15 protein-coding genes are annotated in these 12,317 nt (G+C 39.2%); 6 read left to right on the top strand and 9 right to left on the bottom strand.

Annotation, left to right across the window (positions count from 1 at the left end; genetic code table 11):
- Positions 1-68: 68 nt before the first annotated feature.
- A complete protein-coding gene (locus tag B9A91_RS16430; RefSeq protein WP_084240094.1) occupies positions 69-509 on the top strand; it encodes a hypothetical protein in 441 nt (146 codons plus the stop codon).
- Complete coding sequence (locus tag B9A91_RS16425; protein ID WP_084240093.1) at positions 472-1,344, top strand: hypothetical protein; 873 nt, start codon at positions 472-474, stop codon at positions 1,342-1,344. Before B9A91_RS16430 ends, B9A91_RS16425 begins: the two co-directional genes overlap by 38 nt.
- 78 nt (positions 1,345-1,422) lie before the next feature.
- Here B9A91_RS16425 and B9A91_RS16420 read toward each other — a convergent pair whose 3' ends face one another.
- The 3 genes from B9A91_RS16420 to B9A91_RS16410 all read right to left on the bottom strand — a co-directional run bounded on the left by B9A91_RS16420 (position 1,423) and on the right by B9A91_RS16410 (position 4,787).
- Positions 1,423-1,899 carry a hypothetical protein gene (locus B9A91_RS16420; protein ID WP_084240092.1) on the bottom strand — a complete coding sequence of 159 codons (477 nt, stop codon included), beginning with the start codon at positions 1,897-1,899 and terminating at the stop codon, positions 1,423-1,425.
- A gap of 43 nt (positions 1,900-1,942) precedes the next feature.
- The gene (locus B9A91_RS16415) at positions 1,943-2,539 is read right to left on the bottom strand and encodes a YceI family protein (RefSeq protein ID WP_144008970.1); all 597 of its coding nucleotides are present in this window, start codon (positions 2,537-2,539) and stop codon (positions 1,943-1,945) included.
- 82 nt (positions 2,540-2,621) lie between these two features.
- The gene (locus B9A91_RS16410; protein ID WP_144008969.1) at positions 2,622-4,787 is read right to left on the bottom strand and encodes a tetratricopeptide repeat protein; all 2,166 of its coding nucleotides are present in this window, start codon (positions 4,785-4,787) and stop codon (positions 2,622-2,624) included.
- A 209-nt stretch (positions 4,788-4,996) separates the two neighbouring features.
- Between B9A91_RS16410 and B9A91_RS16405 the strand changes: the two genes are divergently transcribed.
- On the top strand, positions 4,997-5,737 hold the full coding sequence (locus tag B9A91_RS16405) for a carboxypeptidase-like regulatory domain-containing protein (RefSeq protein WP_084240089.1): 741 nt from the start codon (positions 4,997-4,999) through the stop codon (positions 5,735-5,737).
- Positions 5,738-5,825: 88 nt separating this feature from the next.
- Here the strand turns inward: B9A91_RS16405 and B9A91_RS16400 are convergent, their stop codons facing one another.
- Entirely contained in the window at positions 5,826-5,954 is a 129-nt protein-coding gene (locus B9A91_RS16400) for an ester cyclase (RefSeq protein ID WP_235012593.1), read from the bottom strand.
- 411 nt (positions 5,955-6,365) lie between these two features.
- On the opposite strand from B9A91_RS16400, the gene B9A91_RS16395 reads away from it, so the two are divergent.
- Positions 6,366-7,484, top strand: a complete 1,119-nt coding sequence (locus B9A91_RS16395) for an alpha/beta hydrolase family protein (protein ID WP_084240088.1) — start codon at positions 6,366-6,368, stop codon at positions 7,482-7,484.
- A gap of 41 nt (positions 7,485-7,525) precedes the next feature.
- On the opposite strand, the gene B9A91_RS16390 is transcribed toward B9A91_RS16395, so the two are convergent.
- Entirely contained in the window at positions 7,526-8,056 is a 531-nt protein-coding gene (locus B9A91_RS16390) for a dihydrofolate reductase family protein (RefSeq protein WP_084240087.1), read from the bottom strand.
- A gap of 108 nt (positions 8,057-8,164) precedes the next feature.
- On the opposite strand from B9A91_RS16390, the gene B9A91_RS16385 reads away from it, so the two are divergent.
- A complete protein-coding gene (locus tag B9A91_RS16385; RefSeq protein ID WP_084240086.1) occupies positions 8,165-8,533 on the top strand; it encodes a winged helix-turn-helix transcriptional regulator in 369 nt (122 codons plus the stop codon).
- 53 nt (positions 8,534-8,586) lie between these two features.
- Here the strand turns inward: B9A91_RS16385 and B9A91_RS24015 are convergent, their stop codons facing one another.
- Together B9A91_RS24015 and B9A91_RS24610 are read right to left on the bottom strand one after the other, a co-directional pair.
- Positions 8,587-8,748, bottom strand: a complete 162-nt coding sequence (locus B9A91_RS24015; RefSeq protein WP_144008968.1) for a bacteriocin — start codon at positions 8,746-8,748, stop codon at positions 8,587-8,589.
- Positions 8,726-9,037, bottom strand: a complete 312-nt coding sequence (locus B9A91_RS24610) for a TlpA family protein disulfide reductase (RefSeq protein WP_084240085.1) — start codon at positions 9,035-9,037, stop codon at positions 8,726-8,728. Before B9A91_RS24610 ends, B9A91_RS24015 begins: the two co-directional genes overlap by 23 nt.
- 146 nt (positions 9,038-9,183) lie before the next feature.
- Here B9A91_RS24610 and B9A91_RS16375 point away from each other — a divergent pair, with 146 nt between their 5' ends.
- The gene (locus B9A91_RS16375; RefSeq protein ID WP_084240084.1) at positions 9,184-9,642 is read left to right on the top strand and encodes a MaoC family dehydratase; all 459 of its coding nucleotides are present in this window, start codon (positions 9,184-9,186) and stop codon (positions 9,640-9,642) included.
- A gap of 133 nt (positions 9,643-9,775) precedes the next feature.
- On the opposite strand, the gene B9A91_RS16370 is transcribed toward B9A91_RS16375, so the two are convergent.
- Both B9A91_RS16370 and B9A91_RS16365 read right to left on the bottom strand, forming a co-directional pair.
- The gene (locus B9A91_RS16370; RefSeq protein ID WP_159451729.1) at positions 9,776-10,894 is read right to left on the bottom strand and encodes a TlpA family protein disulfide reductase; all 1,119 of its coding nucleotides are present in this window, start codon (positions 10,892-10,894) and stop codon (positions 9,776-9,778) included.
- Positions 10,895-10,907: 13 nt separating this feature from the next.
- A complete protein-coding gene (locus B9A91_RS16365) occupies positions 10,908-12,314 on the bottom strand; it encodes a RagB/SusD family nutrient uptake outer membrane protein (RefSeq protein WP_159451728.1) in 1,407 nt (468 codons plus the stop codon).
- Positions 12,315-12,317 lie beyond the last annotated feature (3 nt).

Raw genomic sequence — 12,317 nt, 5'->3', positions numbered from 1 at the left:
ATGTGTTCATCGACAAAAGTTCTTGGTAAATAGGAATGTATTGACTTTTGCATAAAAATATAAGTCATATGAGAAATTACATTAAAGTAATCCTGATGTTTTTATTGGGATTAGGGCTCGCTTGTAAAAAGAAAGATAACCCGGCACCCGATGAAAAAGCCAACAAGCCGATGCCTACTGAACATGGAACTACAATCGGTAATGCTGTCCAAAAAACAATCGGGCCCGAAGGTGGGAGCATTGAATCTGCTGAAGGGGATATTAAGCTAGTTATTCCACCACGTGCTGTAGATGCCAATATTAACTTTAGCGTTCAGCAAGTAAACAAAACCTTGGCCATGGGAGTTGGTAATTCTTATCGGCTTACACCAGAAAACATGCAGTTTAAAAAAGACATCGAACTATCCTTTAAATATGCAGAAAACCAATTAGTTGGCACAAGTCCAGAATTTTTATATCTAGCTTACCAGGATGAGAAAAGGATATTGGCACGCTGCATTGGATTCTGAATTGCTGCCGTATAATAATATTGTCAAAGTTAAAACCAGGCATTTCAGCGACTGGACAATCTCCACACGACTGGTAATGACATCATCGAAGGATAGCCTTAAGATGGGTGAGGTAGCAATATTAAAAGTTAGCTATCAAACAATTTCAGAGCCATTAAAGGACAATGATGACCTTTTAGCACCTGAATTGGTAATAAATCCTGAAAAGGTAGTTGCATGGGACTTAACGGGAGAAGGTAAACTAACTAGCGCTAAGAACGAGACCGCCGTATACAAAGCGCCAGTAAATATACAGAAAAGAAGCGTCGTTACCGTCAGCGTCACCTTAAAAGACATCTGGAAAGAATTTTGGAAGCCGAAAGCCGGCCAGCCTACTGAATCTTACGTTTTCAAGGATTTAGTACTGGTTCCAGATGAATATTTTTATTGGGATATAAACGGATTTACTTTCGAGAGTGAGCCTGAAAATCTTTCGGCTCAATTCGATGGCAATGCCAACTATTCTATATCCGGAAGAACAGGAAATGAGACCTACAAACAATATCTATGGGCTGCAATAGTCGGAAAGGACAAAGGCATTCGAAATTTCCGAAATCCTGAGATAAACGATGATAACTATGTCTACGTGGAACTATTGTACACCGGGCTCCCTCTTTTTTCAAGGTATCAGTGTAATAATATCAAAACGAGCACCATCGGAAACATGATTATTAAATCGATTGGAGGCAAAGGAGATTATCTGGAGGGCACCATTAAAGGAGAGCTGGCTACCGAAGACAAATGTAATCCAGTCAAACGACCTTTAACAGCAAGGTTCAGACTTAAAATAAAATAGGGCCTTTCAGAAGCCTCTGTTTTTCTGAAGAATTCTGTCACTAATTTTAATGTACAATTGTGACAATGCCAGTCCCCGTTATGGACTGGCATTGTCTATTCTGACACTTTTTATCCAGCGCTCCGCCACTGCAGGGTCTGTAAAAAACTTTTCATTGGCATTTTCATTTACGCTATTATATAAAGTCATCTTACTCTCATCATGGTGGCAATGGGCTACAGCTACACAAAAAGCATTTTTTCGGTTTTTAAAATCCTCGTTTTGAATCTCATCGGCAAACAAACTTAGATAACTGACTTTCCATCCGTATTCTTTCAGCAAGAGCGGAATTATGACCCTGAATTCCTTGTGTGCTTCAAGGTCATCCGCCTTAAAACCATTCATATTAACAAACACCTTAAATTGCGATCCCTGTGGAATCATGTTAAAGGCAGCCATTAGCTCCTTTTTCCAGTTCAAAATCTCATGTGTAAATATAGCTTCGCCACTTATTTCACTGATTAAGAGTTTCTCTTTCGGAAGCCAGGTTGACTTTATTACTTTATCCTTATTCATATTACCAAAATATGGCCAGATCTCTTCAAAAAGTTCGTGTTGATTAGTTAGATATATGGATATCTATACTCACCTGGATATCGTTTTTTATTTTTTGGTCAGGAGGTAAGGCATTATCTGATGCATATAACATCCCCCATTTGGTCCTGTCAAATTTGAACTCTGATTTCACATGGATAGCGCCTTTAGAATTTTCGATTTTCGCCAGGATATCCAAAGGAAGGATTTTTCCGAGCAGGCTCATTTCACCCTTAATCAAATAATTATTTCCTTCCGCATCTGCTGTTGATAGCTTTTGAGTGGTATGCACCGTATAAATAACACTTGGATGCACAAGCATATTAAAAAAAGCATCGGATTTAAGATGATTTATAAGTTCAACCTTTTTGTCATCAGGAAGTTGATTAGTGATTAAGATAGAGGATACAGGTATTTCTATCTTACCTCCGACAATCTGCCCATTTGACACAGAAATACCAGATGCGTTAAGTGCGATGGTCCCCGAATTAAAATATCCGGTTTCCAGAAAACCTTTCCATGAGGCAACCGAACCACTGTCAAGCTTAAATGCGTTCTCTTTTTTACATGCAGAAAATAACAATGCACTGCAGAGTGCGGTAATTAAATGTATTTTTTTCATTGTTGTTTTTTTTCCAAAATTCTTTGAACCAGCTGGCAGAGCCAAATTATGTCGACGAACGGCACACAATGATGGATAGATTTCACTTTTTCCCAGACGGACTATACTGATATTCAGGCAGGGGCTGAGACGGTGTTGAAAAAATGCCGTTCAAGCCTTTTACTGCTCCGTTCCAGCCAGCTTGGTATGACCAGGAAACTTCACCGCTGCCTTCAATGCTTTCTCCAACGCCGGAAATGGTATCAAAAGCCCATCCCGATGCTGAACCCATTAGTTTTGATCCTGCGTCCCAGGTATTATTTTTGGAAGAAGTTATGAAGCCCTGTACTGTGATCTCAGCTTTTACTCCTGCTTTAATGCGGACCGCATTTTCGAGTGGTTTCATCAATTCTTTCTTAAATTCCTTTATCACGTAAATTACCGCGAATGTACTTTGCCCCAAAGCGTAATTTTCTTTTTGCTGAAGCCTCAATTTTTCAGCCCAGGTACCCACCGGCCCCTTAATTGTTGTTGTAGTTTCTTTGCAGTTTGCCTTGATATTGAGTAAACCTATTTCAACTGTGAGGTTTACCGGACATCGTGGTGCCATGATATCCGCAAAACTCATAGTTTTAAGTTGCTGTTCAAGTGAAGCACAAGCGGGGCCTTTAGATTTATAGTTTGTCATTATCTTGCTGATGTTTTTCAGATACTCGTCTGCGTATTTATAGTAGTTGACATTACCAAGATGCTCATTTGGCCCCACCAGATATCCCCATTTCGATTGAAAACAAAAGCGTTCAGCAGCCCAATGCAATTGCTTTTCATCATAAGCTTCGGCAGCAGTAGCGCAGGCCACCAAAAACCTGTCTCTAAGTCCGTTTATGGCCTTACACTCTTCTTTAGTTAGTCTTTCAATATTTACGCAACCGAAACTCGTACCTTCTCCGTCGCATTTGTACTGAGCTTTCTTTTCTGCATAATCCTGATAAATTTTCGTTTCGTTAATATCGTATTCCTTTTCCAGGTCTTCTATGTGATTATTAAAGCGCTCTTCTTCCTTCATCATGGCTAACAAAACGTCTTGTTGAATGTACTTATTTGTAAATATTTTGGCTGCTTTTTCAAACCAAGGGTTGCCAACATTAACGGATATCTGTTCGCCGGCGGATAACCTTTTCTGCAGGTTCTGAATTCTATCATTAAGCTGTTTAGTGCCCAACTCCTGTTCCCGAGCTATAATTTCAGAAAGAACACCTCTCATGCGGTCAATCTCAGCTCTAAATGCTGCACGCTCGGCCTTAACCAGCTGCTCATCCTCTACACGTTTCTGGTGCATGGGTTTTTTAATCTTATATAAATTAAAGTAATCGGGCAAATCTTTTGGCTTGGCCAGAAAATCATAGGCAGTGCGAGATTTATCCAGTTCGTCTATGATCTCCATTGCACCATCATTAAGACCAGCCTCAACGGATTTCTTTGCAAATTCCAGCGCTTTCTCTTTCTGCCCCTGCTGCTTAAAAATTTGAGCCGCAGAGTTGTTTGCCTGCGGATGTGCAGGTTGTTGTTTAAGACATTTACGCAAATAGACCATGGCACTGTCCCGCTCTCCTATTCCCATAAAGGCCTGTGCCAGGTTATTCAATATTAGTGCATGCTCCGGATATTGAGAAACCAAACCCCTGCAAATCGGCATGGCCTGGGCAGCTGCATTTGCATTGATGAGCATTGCCGCGTAGCTGTTGGTGTTTAAATCATTCCCAATATCGGCTGTTAGCGCAGTACCTGCCAAAAATGCGCCTTCCTGAAGCTCACCGTTAAGATAAGCTGTCATTCCCAGATCAAACAAATTGGGGCTTACTTTCGCATCAGAAAGGATTTCCTGAACAAGTTTTCTGCTGTTGCTATTCATCTTTGTAAGTAGCTCAGTATTTAACCCCTGAATGTATTTCTTCAAGTCCTCGCCTTTTAATTTTTTTCGCTGAATGGACGTAAGCGTTATCTTCTGAAAATTTTTTGATGCAGTAGCTTGTCTTGGAATACTCATTACAGTTTTCATCATTGGCTTAAGGATTTTCTTAGCCTCTTCAGCCATTGCTTCAGGATCATCTCCTTTTAAACCGCGGGCTTTTAGTTTTTTTGCAGCTTCCAGAGCCTGTCTAATCTGCTCCGGGCTTGGCCTACCGCCCTGTGCCATTACTGTGGTGCTGCATGAAAGCAATACTAAAATTACGGGCAGCAATAGTTTTGGAAAAAATTGTATTTGCATTAGAAATGAATTTGAATAACCAAAGTTGCTTTTCGCTTAAAGTTCAATCAAATTCTGTCGACAGACTCAAGGTCTTTGTAGACAGTAAACTGAGAATGCTTTAAAGTTCTATTTCTAACCGTATGACATCATAAATCGGTTATTAATCGACGTTGGTTTAATCAAGCACTTTAACAAAATAACTTTATCGTTATAAAATCAATATTCATATGAAAAAATATCTTTTGCCCACACTTATTGGGTTTATTATTGTAGTAACAGCATGTAAAAAATCAGGCACGCAAGGTGAACCTGGAGTGGTAGCAAATGCGGTTACAGGAAAAGTTACTGACAGCAAAGGAAATCCTTTAGCAAATGTTGAAGTTACTGTTGAAAATCAGATGACTGGAAATCATAATACCCGAACCGTTTTAACCAGCCAGAACGGCACGTATAAAATAGAATTAACTTCAGTTGGGATATTTCAAGCATCAGCATATATTAAAAAAAATTATAATGGCGTAGAATATCATATGCCCCTACACCCAGATAATAACGAGCTTTTCAATAAAGAGGGGGCTGTGCGAAACTTCGTGTGGAAGCTATCTGGCGCAATGCCCGATAATACCGGGTTTTATGGAGGCACTTGTGAATTAAGTCCAGATATCTATATAGTGCCAATTGAAGACTTTGAGAAGGTCGAGTTTACGCTTACCCCTGTAGGACCAATTATTGATGGCTCAAATGGTACAGTAATTAAAATTAATCCCGTTAGGGTTTCCTCATATTTCGTAATCCGCGATATCCCGATCGGAAGGTATTTTGCAACTGCTGCTTACGGTCAGGGCACTAATAAAATTAGTTTACAGCTTAAAAAACGAGATTCAAATGACCCATATGCGCTAAGTGCAATTATTAACTTCCCGGGAAGTATATCCGACCCAATTGCTGCGCTGAGTTATAAAAAATAATATTCTTTCCCCTATATATATACAACAAGCCAACTATTCGGTTGGCTTGTTGTATTAATTCATCATTTTCAGTCGTCCTTAACAAGTTCTATTTTACCAGGCATCCATGAGCGACGCCGGCAATAGTTTCTTCTATTTGATTTCCGTCAATCAAAGCCCAATGTTCCGCAATTTTGCCATTTTCCAGTCGGAAGAATCTGTAACCATTAGTCTTGATATGCTTGGCGGTTGGCAGATGACCTCTCCAGTTACCAATCCTCTGTTAAGAAGTTTTCCAGTTTATCCATTTGCTTTCCATTCCATACAGTTTCAATAAATTCTTTAATTACTGCCTTATGTATTTCCATATAAATTTAAATAAGTTGTTTCCCTCAATATTTTAGCTCTTTTTTCTAGTTAACATCCAAATCTGTTGAAATTCTACTAAATTTAGAATCCAGGTCGACGGATACAAGATTTTTGTCGACATACTCATCCAATCAAACAATCTATACCCGATTTACGCTATTGTTATTATATCAAAATCCGGAAGGTTTCGGGGGGGTTGGTCTACCAATAGTTGCTTTATGTCTACTGATTGGGTTTTAAAATTGAACGGGATATAACTTTGTTTAAACTTTAATTAAAAATGAACCAATTGAAAATTTTTACGTTCGGAGCCAGCGTGTTACTTAGTTTCATAATTACCAGAACATTGGGACAAGAGCGACCGCAAACCCCTAAAGCGCCTCTTCCATATCAAGTTCTGGAGGTAAATTATCAGGTTAAGGAAGACACTTCAGTGCATCTGTCGGCAACGCTAACTTTACCCAAAGGTAAAGGACCTTTCAAAGCAATTTTAATAATTGGTGGCTCAGGGCAAACCTCACGTAATCAACCTGTATATAACCATCAAATGATGTTTGTATTGTCAGATTTCCTGACCAGAAAAGGCTTTGCAACCTTAAGGTTTGATGACAGAGGTGCGGGTAAATCAACCATAGGGTCAAAAAAAATTAGTGAAATGACAGAAAGTGATTATCTTAATGATGCTCGTGCTGGCCTGGAGTTCCTAAAGAGACATACAATGATTAATCATAATAAAATCGGAATCATTGGGCATAGTGCAGGAGCATCCCAAGGTATCGTGCTATCAACTGAGCCGCGGAATAACGTCTGGTTTTCTATTCTGCTCGGCGGTGCAGTTAATAATTATCCACATATGATTGTTGCTCAGCAAAGTAAACTGATGGCGAAAGCTAGTGGTAAATCGGCGCGCTTACAGCAAGCTGATAGTGCATTTGTTGCGAAAAGCATTTATTATACTATCAATGAGCCCAGCTATGATAAACGAATGCATGCCATTCGCAAAATTGCGGATGAAGAACTTCAAAAGCTCTCTGCCCAGGAACAAGAAGAGCTTAGAAAAGGCTTTTATACGAGGGTTAATATTTTATCAAGTGAACAGTTCTACGTCGCAGCCAATCAAAATCAGCATGATCATTTGCTTGAAGTAAAATGTCCGGTTCTCATCATACTTGGCGAGAACGATCTAAATGTCGACCCGAAATATTACGGACCAAAGATGCTTGCCTCGATGGCAGCAAACTTTAACCCTAAATCAAAATTAGTGATCTTACCGGGTATAAGCCATATGATGCAGTTCTCGAAAACGGGTTTGTTCGCAGAAGCAAAAGAAATAGATGAAACCATTAGCACAAAAGTGCTTGATGTGATCTCTGCTTGGATTGATACGCTTCTAAAATAACCAAAAAGCGTATTGAATTCGCATCCAGATAAAAACAGTATTCAACCTCCCGCCACTACCGAAAGCAGCTGGTAATGAAGTTGAACCGTATTGGCATTCAACTTTGCTACATCTACTAAATTCAATTTCAAATCTCTGGCTACATCTTTTAATAGCGGTAATCCACCATCAAACAATACCGGCTCTACGATCAGATAGATATCGTCAACAAGCCCGGCTTTAATAAATTGACTAATGGTCATTGTTCCGCCAATAATTACAGCCTGTTCATAACCTTCATCTGCCAGGCGTTGTATAATTTCAGCCGGTTCTGCCTTAGTGAAATTTACAGTTGGATTTGCAGGCTTTTCGTCTTCATGCGTAGTTAAGACGATCGTTATGCCGTCGTCTTTAAGCGGTAAGTAATCAGGTGCAATGATATCATATGTAGTCTTACCCATAATTACCGCCTTGAACTGTTGGCAAATACTGTACATGCCTTGACCATACTCGGGCGAAAGCCAATCCGGCACATTTCTTGAATTAGAAATAAGTCCGTTCGTGGAAATTGCAATATAAATGCTGGTTTTCATATCAGAAATTTTAATAGTTTTATCAGGATATTAATTAATAGTGAAATTGTTAAAATCTATTGCAGTGCACAATAACTAACAAAATTGTTAGGAACAATATTTTTTAAGATGAGAAAAAAAGAGTCTACAGATTATGCAAATGAACAATCTTTATTCCAACTGTGTGAACGCAATTCCGCTATAAGTATGATTAGTGGCCGCTGGAAAGGCCAGATAGTTTATTATATCTTCCAGGGAAATGATCGTTTCCACCTTCTGCAACAGAAATTACCAAATATATCTGAAACTGTCTTGGCAAGACAGCTAAAGGAGTTGGAAGGCCATGCCATCCTTGTAAAAAAGGAAATACCGAATACCGTGCCTACGGGTATAAAATATATTTTAACCAATAAGGGCATTGACCTTGTTCCAATTCTGGATAGTTTATGTAAATGGGGGAAATTATATGCAGACGGAAAAAAGATTCTGATTCCTTAAAATACTACCTGTTACTAACTGGTAACAGGTAGATTTGCATTAGAAATAGAACTTTAGAAACTTGCGTCCCATTCAAAGTTCAATTGATCCAGTTCTTCCTTTAACTGGGCATCCAGCAGATAGCCTCTTAATTGTTCATCAGTAAATTTAGGAAATGGAGGACATTGAGCCCCTCCAATAATTTGTGCCATTTCAGCTTGAGATAATGTTTCCATAGGTTTTTGTTTTATTTATTAAAAATAGAAATTTTTTAAATACTTTAGCTTTTAGCTTTTTAGAAACGTTGATCCAATCCAGCTTGTTTTTAAGCACATACGCTTTCCATAATTCTACTCTATTATCCAGGTTAAAATATACTACCTTCAGCCCTTTAACTTTGTATTGATCATATATTTCTTTTAACCTGGGCAATTCTTGTTGACAGGGGTCACACCAGGTAGCACAAAAAACAATTAAATAATTTTGCCCCGCCAGGCTGCTGTTTGTAAATGTTTTATCATTTATATCGCTAACACAACAGTAAAACTATTTTACGTAATATCCTCCTTCTGCCACAAGTTAAAATCAACATTAAATTTTATTTCACGGGCAGGTTTATTATCATTGTTACTTGATCTCAAAGATAAGATCAGCTTAATCGTCTACATACTATGTTAATCATCAACAATTACGAAGAATATAAATCTCACTTAGGCAGAGAATTAGGTGTTTCCGAATGGCATCAAATTACACAGCAGCAGATTGACAGATTTGCCGATGCAACCCTGGATCACCAATGGATACACATTGACAAACAGAGAGCCGAAGCCGAAGGCCCATTTAAGGCTACTATAGCCCATGGCTATTTAACCTTATCATTAATTCCCTATTTATGGAAACAGATTGCAGAGGTCCGCAACATTAAAATGGAAATCAATTACGGGATAGAACGCTTTAAATTTGGGCAGCCTGTTCTGTCGGATGACGAAGTACAGTTAAAAGCCAAACTTCTTTCTATTGCAAATTTAAGGGGCGTTACAAAAGTTGTCATCGAAGCCACTCTTGTCATCAAAGATCAACCGAAACCTGCATACAACGGCGATGTAGTATTCCTATATCATTTTTTATAAAAGATGATGTAGTGTGAAGGCGATTCTCTGGTTAGGGCTAGGGCGAGAATGTAAAATAAATTGTGTCAATTGGTTAATCATTAACTTAGAGACACAATTTATTTTACATTCTCGTCTATAAACTTTTTTAAAATTAGTTTACCATTCCCTGGTATTTTTTCAATTTTTCCTGATACTCAGTCACAGTATAGTCCATAATACTTCCTACCATAGTACCATCCTTTAACGCCCTTTTAGCCAATTCTAATGCCTTTTCCTGGGAAATTAAAGCATTTTGATAATCACCCCCTTTTGAAAAACAAGTAGCCAGTGCATCAAGTAGCACAGGGTTTGTTAAGGTTTCAATATTTCCGAAACTCCCGGCTGTCCACAGGTAAGTATCTTTTGACAATCCATCCCTATTGTATACATCACCCAATACCACTGAGGAAGCCGATTTTGTCTCTTTCAGCCATTCTTTGGCAAAATCCATGGCTTTTTTTTCATCCATATCCAGCAATATTTTGAATTTCATACCGTCCATCATAGTTTTATAACCCGGCTGCTTTACCTTTAGCTGTTCAATCAACTCCAGCGCCTTTGCATATTCCTTAGCTTTTACAGCATCCTGTAAAGGAGTAAATACTGCCATTAATTCGGCATTCTGCTTTCTGGCTGCCACCGCGCTTTTCGAAAATTTAGCTTTAAAGGCTTCCATGTCGTACTTCCCATCCAGCATTTCAGGTAAAATACTGTCCAGGGAATTTGGGTGGCCAATCCATATGATTTTGTTATCTTTTACTACAAATGTAGATGGGATCCCATTCTCACCCGCTGCTTTCATCCATTTGTTTCCCATAAACTGCTTATTGTTGTCAGCTATAACAGCATAGCCCATATTGGCGTCATTACCTTTTACAAATTTCTCAACCGATGGCAGTGAGGATTCATAGGGCTTACCCTCCGGCACCTTTTCCCAGATTCCTACACCAATAAAAGTAACCTTATCCTTATATTGCTGCTGTAACTGAGTCAGATGTGGCATTGCAGCCTTACAAGGCCCGCACCAGGTGGCCCAGAATTCAAGTACATATAACCGGCTTCCTGCAAACGAACTAATGGGCTCACCTTTAATCCATTTCGAATACTTTAGCGGAGGTGCCTGATCTCCGATATTTAATATGGCGTTTTGCTGCCCTGTTGCATTCCCGAAAATGAAGAGTGTACAAATCAAAATGATCAGCATGCCAGCTGAATTATTGTTCTTTTTCATAGTCATTTAAAAATTAGTAGTTCTGTGTTAAGGTCTCATTAAACTGTGTGGCACTTTGAGGAAATGGGAATATGTATAACTTAGAGTCAGGTTCCAAAGTATAGGTCTTGCCATTAACTGTTCTTGTAATCGTTTGCTGGTATTTGACCTCCCTATTCCACCTTTTGATGTTGATAAAATTCCTGATCGTAAAAATAAATTCTATTCGCGACGTTTTCTGTAGATAACCCATTGCCTGTTCTTCGGTTGTAGCGGAAAGTGCAGCATAATTGGCCGGATCGATGCGGCGAACTCTAATTCTATTTACCTCATCCATTCCTTCGTTAATTTTATTCGTGCGGATAAGGCATTCGGCTTTGATCAAAATCAAATCTGAAGTAGTCATTCCTGCAGAATTCCCCTGGTAATTAATAGCCAGCCAGGCCGGACTGTTGGTTAAACCCACATACAACTGGCCATAAAGGTAGTTATAGGTTTCTGTCCGGTCTTTGATGATATTTCCGGCTTCATAGTTTGCCAATACCTCAGGAGATGCAGTCAGGATAGATGGGTCGAAACTATTACCAAATGCATAAAATATATTATCAGCGGCGCTAATTCCAACCCGGTTGAGTGTACGTGCAGAAATGGGATTGATGGCTAGCAAAGGGCGATGGTCTTCCAGCGTACTGTTGTATTTCAACGCTTCATTCGCGGCCTCCAGCGCAGCCGGATAGTTCCTCATAGACAGTAACACCTGGGCTTTAACTCCATAAGCAAAGCCTTTTCCAATACGCATGCTATTTTTAGGCTGGTTCGGTAAAGCCCCGGAAGATATTCCTGCATCCAGATCTGCTAATAAATTGTCGTAAACCTCTTTCACAGTCTTCTTGTCATTAACTTTATCAAAAGCAAGATCCTTTACATAAGGAATACCACCATCAGTTGCAGCCGTTGCCGGGTCATAAGCTTTAGCATAAATATTTACCAACCGGTAATGTAAAAATGCCCTTAAAATGTAAGCTTCCGCTTTTAGCTGTTTAATCAGTTGGGCATCCCCACTCGCCTGATCGCCCATAGTAATCACAATATTTGCCACTTTAGAAATGGTTGCATAAAGCCCTTCATATCTCGAATCAGTAGCAGTCAGACCTGCCCTATCACCTGTCTGGTCATAAGTCAGCAAGATCTTATTTATACTCTGAACCCCGGAAATTACGTTTGGTACATTCTCCGCAAGGAGATAATTATCGTTAATCAGCATAGTCTGCCTCAAGTGATCGTAGACCGATCCGGAAAAATTGACGTTCAATAATAAATCCAGATCACTTGCTTTATTAAGGAGATTTTGCCCTTTTGGAGTAATGTCGGTATATTTTTTGCAACCTGCCATTAGCATCATTGAAACAATGATGGCTAGAAAGGAAAATATTTTTTTCATCTT

Origin of the sequence: Pedobacter africanus (genome assembly GCF_900176535.1) — a bacterium.
GTDB classification, from domain to species: domain Bacteria; phylum Bacteroidota; class Bacteroidia; order Sphingobacteriales; family Sphingobacteriaceae; genus Pedobacter; species Pedobacter africanus.
This window is presented reverse-complemented; position numbering and strand designations above follow the sequence as displayed.